Source organism: Nonomuraea roseoviolacea subsp. carminata (assembly GCF_024172185.1).
GTDB lineage: Bacteria > Actinomycetota > Actinomycetes > Streptosporangiales > Streptosporangiaceae > Nonomuraea > Nonomuraea roseoviolacea.
In genome coordinates, this window is sequence record NZ_JAMZEC010000001.1 from 8,869,066 (window position 1) to 8,882,903 (window position 13,838).

General features: G+C 72.3%; 15 protein-coding genes. 7 read left to right on the forward strand and 8 right to left on the reverse strand.

Annotation, left to right across the window (positions count from 1 at the left end; translation table 11 throughout):
• The first annotated feature begins 152 nt into the window (after positions 1-152).
• Positions 153-470, forward strand: coding sequence for a helix-turn-helix transcriptional regulator (locus HD595_RS41305; protein ID WP_253779206.1), 318 nt, complete (start codon positions 153-155; stop codon positions 468-470).
• A gap of 65 nt (positions 471-535) precedes the next feature.
• Here the strand turns inward: HD595_RS41305 and HD595_RS41310 are convergent, their stop codons facing one another.
• The 3 genes from HD595_RS41310 to HD595_RS41320 form a co-directional block, all read right to left on the reverse strand.
• A complete protein-coding gene (locus tag HD595_RS41310; RefSeq protein ID WP_253779209.1) occupies positions 536-1,747 on the reverse strand; it encodes a cytochrome P450 in 1,212 nt (403 codons plus the stop codon).
• Positions 1,729-2,397: a TetR/AcrR family transcriptional regulator gene (locus HD595_RS41315; protein WP_253779212.1), complete on the reverse strand. Its 669-nt coding sequence runs from the start codon at positions 2,395-2,397 to the stop codon at positions 1,729-1,731. Before HD595_RS41315 ends, HD595_RS41310 begins: the two co-directional genes overlap by 19 nt.
• 74 nt (positions 2,398-2,471) lie before the next feature.
• On the reverse strand, positions 2,472-3,692 hold the full coding sequence (locus HD595_RS41320; protein ID WP_253779214.1) for a DUF418 domain-containing protein: 1,221 nt from the start codon (positions 3,690-3,692) through the stop codon (positions 2,472-2,474).
• Positions 3,693-4,049: 357 nt separating this feature from the next.
• Here HD595_RS41320 and HD595_RS41325 point away from each other — a divergent pair, with 357 nt between their 5' ends.
• Both HD595_RS41325 and HD595_RS41330 read left to right on the forward strand, forming a co-directional pair.
• Positions 4,050-5,165, forward strand: a complete 1,116-nt coding sequence (locus tag HD595_RS41325; protein WP_253779216.1) for a S1 family peptidase — start codon at positions 4,050-4,052, stop codon at positions 5,163-5,165.
• 97 nt (positions 5,166-5,262) lie between these two features.
• Positions 5,263-6,222: an IS481 family transposase gene (locus tag HD595_RS41330; RefSeq protein WP_253765462.1), complete on the forward strand. Its 960-nt coding sequence runs from the start codon at positions 5,263-5,265 to the stop codon at positions 6,220-6,222.
• 77 nt (positions 6,223-6,299) lie between these two features.
• Here the strand turns inward: HD595_RS41330 and HD595_RS41335 are convergent, their stop codons facing one another.
• A complete protein-coding gene (locus tag HD595_RS41335) occupies positions 6,300-7,403 on the reverse strand; it encodes a TetR/AcrR family transcriptional regulator (protein ID WP_253779218.1) in 1,104 nt (367 codons plus the stop codon).
• A gap of 36 nt (positions 7,404-7,439) precedes the next feature.
• Between HD595_RS41335 and HD595_RS41340 the strand changes: the two genes are divergently transcribed.
• Entirely contained in the window at positions 7,440-9,245 is a 1,806-nt protein-coding gene (locus HD595_RS41340) for a right-handed parallel beta-helix repeat-containing protein (protein ID WP_253779220.1), read from the forward strand.
• A gap of 63 nt (positions 9,246-9,308) precedes the next feature.
• Here HD595_RS41340 and HD595_RS41345 read toward each other — a convergent pair whose 3' ends face one another.
• The 3 genes from HD595_RS41345 to HD595_RS41355 all read right to left on the reverse strand — a co-directional run bounded on the left by HD595_RS41345 (position 9,309) and on the right by HD595_RS41355 (position 11,137).
• On the reverse strand, positions 9,309-10,172 hold the full coding sequence (locus tag HD595_RS41345) for an SMP-30/gluconolactonase/LRE family protein (protein ID WP_253779222.1): 864 nt from the start codon (positions 10,170-10,172) through the stop codon (positions 9,309-9,311).
• Positions 10,173-10,301: 129 nt separating this feature from the next.
• Complete coding sequence (locus tag HD595_RS41350) at positions 10,302-10,778, reverse strand: DUF1493 family protein (protein WP_253779224.1); 477 nt, start codon at positions 10,776-10,778, stop codon at positions 10,302-10,304.
• Positions 10,775-11,137, reverse strand: a complete 363-nt coding sequence (locus tag HD595_RS41355) for a hypothetical protein (RefSeq protein WP_253779228.1) — start codon at positions 11,135-11,137, stop codon at positions 10,775-10,777. Before HD595_RS41355 ends, HD595_RS41350 begins: the two co-directional genes overlap by 4 nt.
• 187 nt (positions 11,138-11,324) lie before the next feature.
• Here HD595_RS41355 and HD595_RS41360 point away from each other — a divergent pair, with 187 nt between their 5' ends.
• A complete protein-coding gene (locus HD595_RS41360; protein ID WP_253779231.1) occupies positions 11,325-11,528 on the forward strand; it encodes a DUF4236 domain-containing protein in 204 nt (67 codons plus the stop codon).
• Between the two features lie 82 nt (positions 11,529-11,610).
• Entirely contained in the window at positions 11,611-11,805 is a 195-nt protein-coding gene (locus HD595_RS41365) for a DUF4236 domain-containing protein (protein WP_175590468.1), read from the forward strand.
• 154 nt (positions 11,806-11,959) lie between these two features.
• On the opposite strand, the gene HD595_RS41370 is transcribed toward HD595_RS41365, so the two are convergent.
• Positions 11,960-12,667, reverse strand: coding sequence for a helix-turn-helix domain-containing protein (locus HD595_RS41370; RefSeq protein ID WP_253779234.1), 708 nt, complete (start codon positions 12,665-12,667; stop codon positions 11,960-11,962).
• Positions 12,668-12,837: 170 nt separating this feature from the next.
• Here HD595_RS41370 and HD595_RS41375 point away from each other — a divergent pair, with 170 nt between their 5' ends.
• Positions 12,838-13,659 carry an oxidoreductase gene (locus HD595_RS41375; RefSeq protein WP_253779237.1) on the forward strand — a complete coding sequence of 274 codons (822 nt, stop codon included), beginning with the start codon at positions 12,838-12,840 and terminating at the stop codon, positions 13,657-13,659.
• Positions 13,660-13,838 lie beyond the last annotated feature (179 nt).

Below are 13,838 nucleotides of genomic sequence, written 5' to 3' on the forward strand. Positions count from 1 at the left end.
CCTTCTTACGGGAGATCACCAACCTTCGCGGCGCTTCTTGTAGCCCCCAAGGGTAAGCGTGTATGAGAATACAGGAAAGATTTTTCGCTATAAAATCTTGTGCGACATCCAGCCGGGCCCAGACCTCCGCCCGGATCTACGGAGTGAGTTTCATGGGCAACGTCACCGGCGGCCAGTCCCGCTGGACCTTCCTCACCAACCACGCGCGCGTGCTGCTGGAGATCGCCCGCAATCCCGAGGTGCGTGTGCGCGAGATCGCCGCGACGATCGGGATCACCGAGCGGTCGGCGCAGGGCATCGTCACGGACCTGCGGGAGGCGGGCTACCTCAGCCCCACCCGCGTCGGCCGGCGCAACCACTACAGCATCAACGCCGAGCGCAGCTTCCGGTACCACACGGAGGCCGACATGCCGGTGCGGGTGCTGATCGAGATGTTCACCCACCGCGACCACGCCGGCACCCCCGGCTGAGCGCGCGGACGGGCCCGCCCGCACGGAGGGGGGACCGTGCGGGCGGGCCCGAGGCGATGGGCCGCTCAGGCGGCCGTCGTGAAGCGGACCGGCATCCGCTTGATGCCGTTGATGAAGTCGGAGCGCATCCGCCGGACCGGCCCGGCGTGCTCGGCCGCCGGGAAGCGGCGCAGCAGCTCCCTGATCATGCAGGTGATCTGCAGGCGCGCCAGGTTGGCGCCCAGGCAGAAGTGCGGGCCGCCGCCGCCGAACGTCACGTGGTCGTTGGGGTCGCGCCGGATGTCGAAGGTGTACGGGTCGGGGAAGACCGTCTCGTCCCGGTTGGCCGACATGTAGAAGGTGACCACCTTCTCCCCCTCGGCGATGCGCTGCCCGTGCAGCTCGGTGTCGCGGGTCGCCGTGCGCCGGAAGTTGTGGATGGACGACCCCCAGCGCAGGAACTCCTCGGTGGCGGTGTGCCACAGCTTGTCGTCGCCCAGGCCGGCCGACAGCTCGCGGTAGCTGTCCGGGTGCTCGATGAGGGCGTTCATGGCGTGCGCGATGAGGTTGCGGGTCGTCTCGTTGCCCGCGACGCAGAGGATCACGAAGAACGCGTCGATCTCCTCCCGGGTCAGCCGGTCGCCGTCGATCTCGGCCTGGACCAGGCTGGTGAGGATGTCGTCGCGGGGGTGCTTGCGCCGCTGCTCGACCAGGCCGTCGCAGTACTGGAAGATCTCGGCGGCGGCGATCTCGCCGTCCTCCGGAGTCGTGCGGAAGTCGGGGTCCTGGAAGCCGACCATGCGGTTGGACCACTCGAAGATCATCGCGTGGTCCTCCTCGGGGACGCCGATGAGGTCGCAGATCATCTGCAGCGGGAGGTACTCGGCGACGTCGGTGACGAACTCCACCTCGCCGCCCTTGTCGAGGACGCCGTCGGCGATGCGCTCGGCCCGGCGCCGCACCTGGTCCTTGAGCCGGGCGATCGTCCGCGGGGTGAAGCCGGCGCTGACCAGGCGCCGGTAGCGGGTCTGCTTGGGCGGGTCCATGTTGAGCAGCATGAGGCTGGCCACCTCGATGAACTCCGGGGTCTGGTCGCGCAGGAACGCCGTGCCGACCTCGGTGGACCAGGTGCGGGTGTCGCGGCTGATCGCCTTGACGTCGTGGTAGCGGGTCACGGCCCAGAAACCCGTGTCGCCGGGGATGTCGTGCCAGTGGACGGGGGCGTGGCGGCGGAGGTAGGCGAACTGCTCGTGCGGTACTGCTTGCTCCCAGGCGTCCTCTAACAGGTTGATCCGCATGGGTGCTCCCCTTTCGGCGCGAGTCGGGAGAGGTGGTGGTCGTGCGGTGGGCCGTCCGGGAGGCCGAGCAGGTCGCGCAGACCCTCGACGACGGCCCTGGTCTCGACCGCCGGCGGGTCGAGACGGTGCTGCACCGCGCAGCCGATCAGCAGGCCGAGCACGGCCGTGGCCGTCCGCTCGGGCGAGCGCCGCAGGGGCACCCCCGCCGTGTCGGCCCAGTCGGCCAGCCCTTCGGCCAGCCGGGCGCGGATGCCGGCGTACCTGCGGGCGAGGGGCTCGCCGATCTCGGGATCGCGCGCGCCGTGCAGCCACAGCTCCATCTCCAGCAGGAGCCATGACGCACCGCGATCACCGTCGTCGCGGGTGAGCACCTCGAACAGGGCCGCCAGCCGCTCGTCGAGGACGATGACGTCCTCGAACCCGGCGAGCAGCTCGGCCGCCGTCTGGTCCTTCCACACCTCCAGCAGGGCCAGCAGCAGCCCCTCCTTGCCGCCGAAGTGGTTGTAGAGGGCGCCGGTGGTGCGGCCGGCCGCCTCGGCGACGGCCTCGGCGGAGACGGCGTGGAAGCCCTTGCGGGCGAACAGGTCGGCGGCGGCGTCGATCAGCCGGGCCCGGGTCTCGGCCCGCCGCTGGTCCTGGGTACGGGCCACGGCCGCCTCCCGGCTGAATATCGGGTTCCCTACATATGTCTACGACCTGATATATCTCCCAACCGAGCGCTCGGTCAAGAACGGGCGGGCCCGTTGGTGAGGCGGCGCAGGCCGTACTCGACCGGGCCCTGGCGGTGGGAGCGCAGCCACCAGGCGCTCAGCGTCAGCAGCACGGCGTAGATCGCGGCGGCGACCCCCATGACCGCGATGGGCGCCAGCCGCCCGCCGAGCGCCAGGCCGTACCCGGTGAAGACCAGGGCGACCAGCAGCGACTGGCCGAGGTAGTTGGAGGCGGCCATCCGGCCGGCCGGCGCCAGGGCGCGGCCCACGGCGGGGAAGCGGCCGATGACCCGCACCAGCGTGGCGACGTAGGCGGCGGCGAGGAGCAGGGAGGTGACGGTGTTCACGGCGAGGCCGGCGACCTCGGCGACGCCGCCGCGAGGGGTGCTCCACGCGTACAGGACGCCGCCGGGCAGGCCGGCGCCGAAGCCGATCCACTGGACCCGGCGCAGCAGGCGGGTGCGCGCCCCGAGGCCCTCCAGCAGCCGCGACTTGCCCGCCGCCAGGCCGAACAGGAACATCGCCAGCGCCGTCGGCCCCTGGAACACCCAGACCATGAGCGCCATGGGCGGGTACAGGCCGGCCTGCATCCGCAGGAAGTCCAGCGGCCCGCCGGTGGCCAGGGCCAGAACGCGGGCGGCCTCGGCGGGGTCGGCCGTCGCGGCCGGGGCGGGGGACGGGCCGAGCGCGGACAGCGCCGCGAGCGCCGCCATCACCAGGGTGAGCGTGCCGATGATCGCGGCACCGGTGATGACGGCCGTCCTCGGCCGCAGGCCGCGCAGGGCCAGCAGGGCCACGCCGAGCAGGGCGTACAGGGTGAGGATGTCGCCGACCCACAGCAGGAAGCCGTGCGCGACGCCGATGAGGAACAACCCCAGGCAGCGGCGCAGCGTGCGGGCCCGCACGCTCGCCCCCGCGCGCTCGGCGGCCCGCATCTGGAGCGTGAACGAGTAGCCGAACAGGAACGAGAAGATCACGTAGAACTTCGTCAGGACCAGGGCGACGATCGTGTACGCGACGGGCCCGTCGGGGATCGGCATGACGCCGGTCAGGGCGTATCCCGGGTCGGCCAGGAAGCCGATGTTGGCCACGAGGATGCCCGCGAGGGCGAACCCGCGGACCGCGTCGACCTCGTGGACCCGGCCGGGCGGGGCGTTCTCGTGCCCCCGGCCCGCCGGGGCGTTCTCATGGCCCCGGCCCGCCGCGGCGGCGGAAGGGGTGGACGGCTGCGTCATGCCGCGACGCTAGGCGCGGCACGCACCCCGCCACATCGGACCTTGGTCGGCCCGCACCCCCACCAAAGACGCCGCCGCCCGCGTCCAAAGGCGGTGGGCGCGAGGGCGCGGGAGGGCGCACAACCGGGCCAAAGGCGCGAAAGGGAGGGGCTCGCCGGGGCCGGCCGGGGTCGTTGGGATCGGGATCAAGGTGCCGTACGGTGATCGTCGTGTGGATCGGCACGGACGGCCACGGAGGGCTGCCGTCCGTGACGGTTCGCTGGTCCGCCTCCATACCACGGTGATAGGTGGCCTTTGACGACTAGCCGGATCCACCCCAGTCGGTACTTTGACAGCACCCCCCACAAAGGAGTGCACATGTGGAGTAAGCGCATGGGCCTGGTCGGCGCCACGATCGTCGCCGCAGTCCTGGCCACACCCCTCACCCCCGCGGTCGCCTCCCCCACTCCTCCCGGCGACGAAGCTCCACGCGAAGTGGTGAACGCCCTCCAGCGCGACCTCGGCCTCACCGAGCAGCAGGCGCTGACGCGCCTGGCCAACGAGCAGCGCGCCGCCGCCACCGAGGCCCGGCTCAGCTCCTCGCTCGGCGCCTCGTACGGCGGGTCCTGGCTCAACGCGGACGCCTCCAAGCTCATGGTCGCCACCACCGACCCGGCGGCCACGGCCTCCATCGAGGCGCAGGGCGCGCAGCCCGTGGTGGTGGCGCGGACCCTCGCGCAGCTCACCTCCGTCAAGGACCGGCTCGACCAGGCCGCGGCCGGTACCAGGGCGAACCTCTGGTACGTCGACGTGACGACCAACTCGGTCGTCGTCGTCGCCCCCGACCAGCGCTCCGGCGACCGGCTCGCCGCGAAGGCGGGCGCCGAACAGGGCGTCGTCAAGGTGCAGGTCAGCAACGAGAGCCCGCAGACGTTCATCAACCTCGTCGGCGGCGCGCCGTACTACATCGGCTCCAGCCGGTGCAGCATCGGCTTCTCGGTGACCCGCGGCAGCACCCCCGGCTTCGTCACCGCCGGTCACTGCGGTCAGGTCGGCTCCCGCACCACGAACCCGACGGGCACCTTCCAGGGCTCGTCGTTCCCCGGCAACGACTACGCCTGGGTCGCCGCCCCCGGCAACACCCCGACGCCGTACGTGCGCGGCTCCGGCGGCGCGAACGTGACCGTGCGCGGCTCCACGCAGGCGTCGGTCGGCGCCTCGATCTGCCGCTCCGGCTCCACCACCGGCTGGCGCTGCGGCACCATCCAGCAGCACAACGCCACCGTGCGCTACGCGCAGGGCACGGTCACCGGGCTCACCCGCACCAGCGCGTGCGCGGAGCCGGGCGACTCGGGCGGCTCGTTCATCTCGGGCAGCCAGGCCCAGGGCACGACCTCCGGCGGGTCCGGCAACTGCTCGATCGGCGGCACGACGTACCACCAGCCGGTCAACGAGGCGCTGTCGGCGTACGGGCTGACCTTGACGGTCGGCTAGCTGTATTGACCACGAGCGTTGTTAACAGTGGGGTCTTGATCAAAGGAGAGGCCTCCGGTGTGGTGTAGGTGTCGAATCTTCACCGCGCGGAGGCCTCGTGTCCCACCGTAACGCCCGGCTGACCATTCATGGCCGGCGTCTGCTCGTTGAACGCGTCCTGTCCGGCAGGCCGGTCGCGCATGTGGCCGCTGAAATGGGCATCTCCCGGCCCACCGCCCACAAATGGATACGTCGATGGCGCGAACAGGGCGAGGCGGGCCTGCACGACCGTCCCAGCCGGCCCCACACCACGCCGCACCGCACCCCCGCCCACATGGAGCGTCAGGTATGCCGGCTGCGTACCAGCCGTAAGCTCGGTCCGGCCCGTATCGGGCCCATCCTCGGGCTGGCGACCTCCACCGTGCATCGGATCCTCACCAGACATCGCCTGCACCGGCTGGCATGGCTGGACCGGCCCACCGGCCAGCTGATCCGCCGCTACGAACGCGATCGCCCCGGCGAGCTCGTGCACGTGGACGTCAAGAAGATCGGCCGCATCCCCGACGGCGGCGGCTGGCGCATCCACGGCCGCGACCAACGCAGCCACCACCCCAGCCGCACCGTCGGCTACGACTACATCCACTCGGCCGTCGACGACCACACCCGCATCGCCTACAGCGAGATCCACCCTGACGAGAAGGCCACCACCTGCGCCGCCTTCCTACGCCGCGCCACCACCTACTTCGCCGGCCTGGGCATCCCCACGATCGAACGCGTGCTGACCGACAACGCCCTGGCCTACCGCCGCAGCACCACCTGGCGCCAAGCCCTGGCCGACATCGGAGCGACCGGCAAACGCACCCGCGCCTACCGGCCCCAGACCAACGGCAAGGTCGAACGCTTCAACCGCACCCTGCTGGAGGAATGGGCCTACATCCGCCCCTACGCCAGCAACGACGAACGCACCGCCGCTCTGCAAGACTTCCTGCACACCTACAATCACCACCGCTGCCACACCGCTCTCGGAGGCCGACCCCCGATCACTCGCGTCAACAACGCTGCGGGTCAATACAGCTAGCCTCCGGCGGTGCCGGCCGACGGATGACGGATGACGGCGGCGTGCCCGGGACCTCGTGCCCGGGCACGCCGTTTTCGCTAGGGAGATTCGGCGGCGCGGCGTTCGCGGTAGGCGCGCTGGCGGCAGGCCGGTGAGCAGTACGCACGGGGACGCCCGGACTGCGGCCGTTCGACCGGCGTGCCGCACATCCGGCACACCAACCTTTCGTCACGCGTTTCGTCACGAGCCCCGGCGCCGGAGCGTCGCCGGACGAGCAGTTCGATCCCGTCGAGCAGCCGGGCCAGGCCGAAGGCGAAGGAGTCCTCGGGGTGGTCGTAGCCGCCCTCCTCCCACAGCCGCGTGAGCGTCGGATAGCGCTCGAACCGCTCGAACAGCGCCTGCCGGGCGCCCCACCACTCCTCGTCGCTCACGCCGCTGCGGCGCTCGGCCTCGGCGGCCTCCACGAGCCGCAACGCCTCGGCGTCGACGAACCGCCCGACGAGACCCACGACGGCGAGCACCTCCGAGGGGGACAGGCCGGTGCCGGCGACGGCGGCCAGCATGCGCTCGTAGTAGGCGACGGCGTTCGGGCCGGGCAGGTGGCGGACGCCGCGCGTCTCCGCGAGCCACGGGTGACGCCGCCGGATCACCCAGCCCTGGCGCGCGAACGCCTCCAGCCGCTCCCTCCAGCCCTCACGACGCCTCGCACCGCGCTCTTGGCCGTGCCCCTCACCAGGCCCCTCACCAGGCCCCTCGCCAGGCCCCTCGCCAGGCCCCTCGCCAGGCTCCTCGCCGCGCCCCTCACCGCGATCTTCGCCGTGCCTCTCACCGGGCCCCTCGCCGTGCCGCTTGCCGCGCTCCCCGTCAGACCCCTCCTCGCGCGTCCCGGACGGCTCGGCGAGCTCGGCGAGGACGGCGTCGCGCATGAGGTCGACGAGCTGGTCGCGCCCGGGCACGTGCCGGTAGAGCGACATGGTGGTGAACCCGAGCCGGTCGGCCACCTTGCGCATGGACAGCCCGGCCAGCCCTTCGGCGTCGGCCAGCTCGACGGCCGCGCGCACGATCCGGTCCAGGTCGAGCCCCTGCCGCGCCCCGCGCCTCGCACCGCCGCCGGCGTCGCCCGCACCACCGGCGTCGGCGTCGGCGTCGCGCCACAGCAGCTCCATGCCACGCCGCGGATCCTCCGCCTCGCTTCTCGCCATCACGTTTATGGTATACACCTTGTGTACGCCATAAACATGCGAACCGTGGAGGACCCGTTCATGATCGAGATCTTCGTGGCCCCGGGCGGGGACGACTCCGGGCCCGGCACGCGCGAGCGGCCGTTCGCCACACCCGGCCGGGCCCGCGACGCGGCCCGCGCCGCCGCCGGGGAGGTGCTGGTCCAGTTCCGCGGCGGGACGTACCCGCTGGCGGAGCCGCTGGAGCTGACCGCGGCCGACTCCGGCCGCGACGGCCACCGGATCGTCTACCAGTCCTTCGGCTACGGCACTCCCGGCCAGGAGGAGGTGGTCCTGAGCGGAGGACGCGGGGTGACCGTGCGGGAGGAGAGCGGCGGCGTGTGGACGGCCGTCGTCGGCGGCCTGGAGCCGCGCCAGCTCCACGTGGCGGGACGCAGGGCCGAGCGCGCCTCGATCGACGCCCTGCCCGGCGCGGCGGCCATGACCGAGACCGGCTACACGACCGACAGCCCCGGCCCGCTCGGCTGGCGCAGCCCTGGCGACGTGGAGTTCGTCCACCGGGGCGTCTACCCGTGGACCGAGGCGCGCTGCGGCGTGGCCGCCGTCGCCGCCGAGGACGGCACGACGGTCGTCACCATGGCGCAGCCCGCGTTCGGCCGGGCCCTCGACCTGTACAACTCCACCTGGCAGGGCATGACCACGCGCGGCCCCGGGTTACCCACCAGGATCGAGAACGACGCGACGTTCCTCACGCGGCCCGGCACGTTCGTGGTGGAGCGCCCGGCGCCCGGCGCCCACGTCCTGCGCTACCTGCCGCGGCCGGGCGAGCGTCCCGAGGACGTGGTCGTCCCGGCCCTGGAGACGCTGCTGCGGATCACCGGCGCGCGGGACGTGTCGCTGCGCGGGCTGACGTTCGCCGACGCCACCTGGACCCGGCCGAGCGGTCCCGAGGGGTTCCTCCACTACCACGGGAGCGGCTTCTACGAGGGCGGCCCGATCTTCACGGTGTCGCTGGGCGAGGGCGTGGGCTCGGTCAGCGTGCCCGCCGAGTCCGTCACGATCCCGGCGTGCGTGGTGCTCGACGACGTGTCCGGGGTGACGGTCGAGGGCTGCCGCTTCACCCGGCTGGGCGCCACCGGCCTCGGCGTGAGCGGCGGCGCGGACGTCACGGTGCGCGGCTGCGACTTCGACACGCTGTCCGCCGGGGCCCTCACGGTCACGCGGGGCGCCCGCGACGTGCTGGTCGAGGACAACTGGATCCACCACGTCGGGCTCGACTACCCCGGCTCCCCCGGCGTCGCCGTCCAGGGCACGACCAGATGCACGGTCTCCCGCAACCACGTCGCCGAGACGCCGCACTGCGGCATCGTCGCCGGGCCCGGCCGGGGCACGCGCATCCTGGGCAACGTCACCACCGGCACGATGAGCGTCCTGGCCGACGGGGGCGGCGTCTACCTGTCCGGCCCCCAGGGCGAGTCGCACGAGGACGGCGCGGTGATCCGCGGCAACGTCATCACCGACACCCGCACCCCGTACAACTTCGGCCTGTACTGCGACTACGGCGCGGCGTGGGTCACCGTCGAGGACAACGTGGTGGCGCGCGCCGACACCACGGCGATCCTGCACGTGTCGCCGCCGCTGGAGCACCTGGTGTACCGGGGCAACGTGTGGGACGCCGACCCGATGGGCGCCGACGCGCCGCCGCCGGGCGTGACGTACGAGGGCAACACCACGCTCACCGACGAGGCCGAGCTGCTGGCCGCGACGGAGGCGGTCCGCTCGCGGGCGGGCCTGCTGACGCCCCGCCCGGGGCTCCCGGCGGAACCACCGGCCCTCTGGTCGACGAACGGCCCGAACGGGTGAAGGAGACGTGAAGGGCGCGGCCGTCGCGGTTCCGCGACGCTGAGCGGTTTCGTCACCGCATCGTCACAGCGTCGTCTGGAGGACCGGCCGGCCGGGGACGCCCGGGTCGGCCGCGAAGACCGCGCCGGCGGCCGGCTGCTCGGCCCGGTCCACGCCGTGGGCCGAACTGGTGACGAACAGCCGGTCCAGCCCCTCCCCGCCGAACGTCACCGCCGTCACGTTGACCACCGGCAGCTCCACGACCGCCTCCAGCGTCCCGTCGGGACCGTAGCGGTGGACGGCGCCGCCGCCCCACAGCGCCACCCAGACCCCGCCCTCGGCGTCCACGGTCAGGCCGTCGGGGGCGCCCCGTTCCGGATCGACGGACACGAACGGCCGCCGCTCCCACAACCCGCGTCCCGGTTCGTAGTCGAACACGTCGACCCGTCCCGTCGCCGTGTCGGCGTAGTAGGCCAGCGTCCCGTCCGGGCTGAAGTCGAACCCGTTGGAGATCGTCACCCCGGGCACCACCACGCGCAGCGAACCGTCCGGCTCGGCCACGTACAGGTCGCCGGCCCCGGGCGTCTCGTCGTAGGCCATGGTGCCGATGTAGAAGCGCCCGTCGGGGTCGCAGCCGCCGTCGTTCATCCGGATGCCCGGGTCGCTCCACCGCTCCCCCAGCGAGCGCAGCGGCGCGTCCAGGTCGTCGGCGTCGGCGAGCAGCAGCTCGCGTTCGCCCGCCACCACGTAGCCGCCGGCCGCGCGGGGCCGGAGGGCCGCCGCCACCTTCCCGGTGCGGCGGCGGCGCACGGTCCCGTCGGCGTCCAGGTGCAGCACGTCACCGGCCAGCATGTCGACCCAGCGCAGGCCGCCCCAGCGGGCGCACCACACGGGTCCTTCGGCGTGCTCGGCGACGGGGCCGGTCACGGGCTCGACGGCGATGGTCATGGCGTGCTCCTCTCGGTGCGGCCGCGTTCGCCGCGTTGCCGCCAAGAGGCAGACTGCCACGGACCCGCCCCGCATAACGTCAGGCCGGCGAGCGCGTCCCGTTCTCCTCCGGGTACGCCCGGGATCACGTCAGGCGGACGCCCGCGTCCTGCTCTCCTCCGGCACGCCCGCCCGTCGCGGTGCGGCGAACGTGGCCAGCACGAGCAGGAGGGCGCTCTGGGCGAGCATGCCGGGCGCGAGGGGCGGGGTCGGCCCGACCGTCTTCGACAGGGCGTACCACCACTGGGTGAGCGGGCCGAGCGTGTCCCACGTGTCCGCGTACCGCTGGTCGAGCGGGCCCGAGGCGAGGTTGACGGACACGTGCTCGTACACGCCGAACAGCGCGGCCAGCAGGACGACCCCGGCGAGCACCCGGACGACGGCGGCCCCGCGCGGCGAGCGGCCGAACGCGCACAGCGCGAGGGCGAGCACGAGCACCCCCAGCGTGGCCCACGGCACGAGCTGCTCCCACGACTGCCAGTGGCGTTCCGCCGCCAGCTCGAAGGCGGCGCCGCCGACGCTGATCGCGGCGACGGCGAGCAGGCCATGGCGCAGGGTCAGGGTCATGGCGTCAGCGCCGATACGATCTTGTTGACGGTGTCCTCGCCCGGGTTGTACTTGGCGAGGTTCTGCCGCAACGAGGTGAGATCGGCGTCGTCGGCCGCGTACGGGCGGTACTCGACGACCTCCTCGGCCCACCGCTCGGGGTTGTCCACGCCGGCGGCCTTGAGGGCGGCGGCGATCTTGGACTCGTCGGCGGTGTTCGCCGAGACCTTGCCTGCCGTGGCGGCCGTCGTCGCTGTCGTGGCTGTCGTGGCTGTCGTGGCGCCGGCGGCGGGCGCCTGGTCGCTCGCCGTCCCGGACGCCGAGCAGGCCGCCGTCGCGAGCCCGGCGACCAGGGCCGCCGCCACGAGCTTGATCTTCATGGGTGTCATCTGAGCCCATTCGGTACGGGGTTCTTGCGTTGACTCCCACGTTCTCCGGTTTGTCTCAAAGCTTTCTCGCCGCTTCATGAAGATCTGCTGAGAATGTGCCGTTGTCCGTTTTAGCCGGTTTGCTGGAACCGCGCCCGGACGCCGCTCGTTGTCCCGGTACCTACGCCGAAGGAGGAACATGGGCTGGCACTACAGTAAGTCGATCAAGGTCGGGCCGTTCCGGGTCAACCTGTCACGGCACGGCGTGAGCCACAGCTTCGGCGGGCGCCGGTTCCACGTCACCTCCACGCCCGACGGCCGCCGGCACGTGTCGGTACGGCTGCCCGGCGGCTTCCACCTCGGCAAGACGTTCGGCGGACGGCACTACCGCGGACATTACTAAACCCGATATATCGCGCTTTTCGTGGGTAGCTGATCGTCGTTCCGACATCTCTGCAGTCGAGGAAAGTCCAGGGAGGACGGCGATGGGCTGGAGCTACCGGAAGTCGATCAACGTGGGGCCGCTGCGGCTGAACCTGTCCCGGAGCGGTGTCGGACACAGCTGGGGCAACCGGCTGTTCCGGGTCACCAAGACCGCTGACGGCCGCAAGACCCTGTCGGTGAACCTGCCGGGCGGATTCCACTGGCGCAAGACGCTGAGCAGCCGTGCCAGAGACTGAGGCAGGCCGCCCGCCCCGAGAGGGCGGCGCGCCTCATGAGCCCCGGCCGGGGCCGCCATGTCATCACCGGCGGCCCCGGCCCTTCGCGTCCACGCCGCGTCCGCGCACCTGACGCCGCGCGGCCGGTGGCCCGGCCTCGGCGCCCGCCGCCACGTCACCGCCGGCTTCGCATGGACAGGGCCTGCCGCCAGTGCTCGGCCGCCTGGCCCATGTCGTGGCCGAGGAACTCGAAGAACTGGCTGGTGGTACGGAGCCGGTCGCCGGTGGGCGTGTCGGCGCCGAAGATCCCGGCACCGTGCCGCGTGATGTCGGCGAAGATCCTTATCGACCTGGCGCTGGCCGCCCACGTGTGGTACCAGACGTCCACGTCGACGAAGTACCGCACCCGGCGCGCCTCACGCTCCCGGGCGACCATCCCCCTCTCCTCCAGCCACTTGGCGGCGTGGGAGATCGTCGCCGGGCTGACATGGAGCTGCTGGGCGAGCTCCGTGGCGGTCAGGCTGCCGGCCTCGCCGAGGAACAGCGCGGCGAACACCCTGGCCGCCATGGGCGCCATCCCGCCCTCGATCAGCATGGCGACGAACTGTTCCTCGAACTCCCGCGCCGTGCGGACGTCACGGTCGTCGGTGGTGTGCGGAACGCCGGCCTGGGGAGCGCGTTTGCGGCGGCGGGCGCGCCAGTTCGTCGCGTGTTGCGCGCGCGCCGCCCGGTAGCCGTGCGGGCCGCCGTTCCTGGCGATCTCGCGGGTGACGGTGGACCTGGAGCGCCCCAGCCGGCGGGCGATCTCCGCGTAGGTCAGGCCGGCCGCGAGGCCCTCGGCGATGCGGCGGCGATCCTCGGCGGTCAGCCGGCCTCCTGGCATGTCGTCCTCCCGGTCGAGCCCTCGCGGTACGCCACTGGAAGGCGGTTGCACTCAGCAGCAAGCTCATTGCACCAATAAACCGCATCTGACCTGCGCATACGAGTTAAGCGAGTTGTCGCGTCGCGGAACGCGAGCCTAGCGTTTCCCCGGATCGAAGAGGAGGTTCCACCATGAAGAAGGTCGTTCTGATCACCGGCGCCTCCGCCGGCATCGGCAAGGCCACCGCGTTCGAACTCATCCGCGCCGGCCACACCGTCTACGGCGCCGCGCGGCGCGTGCACCGGATGGACGACATCCGCGACGCCGGCGGACACGTCCTGGCCCTGGACGCACGCCGGCCGGAGGACCTGGAGCGCGCCGTCGGCGCCGTCGTCGCCGAACAGGGGCGCATCGACGTACTGGTCAACAACGCCGGCACCGTCCTGCACGGCGCGGCCGAGGACATCCCCATCGACCTGGCGCGCGACCAGTTCGAGGTCAACGTGTTCGCCCCGGCCCGGCTGGCCCAGCTCGTCCTTCCGCACATGCGCGCGCAGGGGTCAGGCACGATCGTCAACGTCTCCTCCATCGGCGGCGAGATCGCGCTGCCGCTCGGGTGCTGGTACTACGCGACCAAGCACGCGCTGGAGGCCTACTCCGACAGCCTGCGCATGGAGGTGGAGCCGTTCGGCATCGACGTCGTGATCATCCAGCCCGGCATCATCAAGACCGGGTTCGAGGACCACACGGCACGGGACCTGCGCGAGATCTCCGGCGCGACCGCGTACGGCGACATGGCCGAGGCCATGGCCAGGCGAGCCGAGACGCAGCTCGGTGAGAACACCCAGGGCAGCGACCCCGGCGTCGTCGCCACCGCCATCCGGCAGGCCGTCGAGGCCGGCAGACCCGAGACGCGCTACGCGGTCGGCTGGATGGCCGACAAGCTCCTGGAGCTCAACAAGACGCTGCCGGACCGCGAGTTCGACAAGCTCGTCACGAACGTCGCGAAGTAGCCCGCCACGAGGTCACACCCGTGACCGGCCAGGCCGCCCGACGCCGACGTCCCTGATTCAGCCGGACATCACCAGTCACCCGGACCCGAGCCCGACGAGAAGAGCCGGCCTACGAGGCGCACCGGGCGGTGGTACGTCAAGCGCGAGCGCGTCGGGCGGCGGCGCGCCGAGCAGGGGGC

Excerpts from the sequence above, each read along its gene's own strand:
- HD595_RS41305 (WP_253779206.1), top strand. The coding sequence starts at position 153 with ATGGGCAACGTCACCGGCGGCCAGTCCCGCTGGACCTTCCTCACCAAC.
- HD595_RS41310 (WP_253779209.1), bottom strand. The coding sequence starts at position 1,747 with ATGCGGATCAACCTGTTAGAGGACGCCTGGGAGCAAGCAGTACCGCAC.
- HD595_RS41320 (WP_253779214.1), bottom strand. The coding sequence starts at position 3,692 with ATGACGCAGCCGTCCACCCCTTCCGCCGCCGCGGCGGGCCGGGGCCAT.
- HD595_RS41325 (WP_253779216.1), top strand. The coding sequence starts at position 4,050 with ATGTGGAGTAAGCGCATGGGCCTGGTCGGCGCCACGATCGTCGCCGCA.
- HD595_RS41335 (WP_253779218.1), bottom strand. The coding sequence starts at position 7,403 with ATGGCGAGAAGCGAGGCGGAGGATCCGCGGCGTGGCATGGAGCTGCTG.
- HD595_RS41340 (WP_253779220.1), top strand. The coding sequence starts at position 7,440 with ATGCGAACCGTGGAGGACCCGTTCATGATCGAGATCTTCGTGGCCCCG.
- HD595_RS41345 (WP_253779222.1), bottom strand. The coding sequence starts at position 10,172 with ATGACCATCGCCGTCGAGCCCGTGACCGGCCCCGTCGCCGAGCACGCC.
- HD595_RS41350 (WP_253779224.1), bottom strand. The coding sequence starts at position 10,778 with ATGACCCTGACCCTGCGCCATGGCCTGCTCGCCGTCGCCGCGATCAGC.
- HD595_RS41355 (WP_253779228.1), bottom strand. The coding sequence starts at position 11,137 with ATGAAGATCAAGCTCGTGGCGGCGGCCCTGGTCGCCGGGCTCGCGACG.
- HD595_RS41360 (WP_253779231.1), top strand. The coding sequence starts at position 11,325 with ATGGGCTGGCACTACAGTAAGTCGATCAAGGTCGGGCCGTTCCGGGTC.
- HD595_RS41365 (WP_175590468.1), top strand. The coding sequence starts at position 11,611 with ATGGGCTGGAGCTACCGGAAGTCGATCAACGTGGGGCCGCTGCGGCTG.
- HD595_RS41370 (WP_253779234.1), bottom strand. The coding sequence starts at position 12,667 with ATGCCAGGAGGCCGGCTGACCGCCGAGGATCGCCGCCGCATCGCCGAG.
- HD595_RS41375 (WP_253779237.1), top strand. The coding sequence starts at position 12,838 with ATGAAGAAGGTCGTTCTGATCACCGGCGCCTCCGCCGGCATCGGCAAG.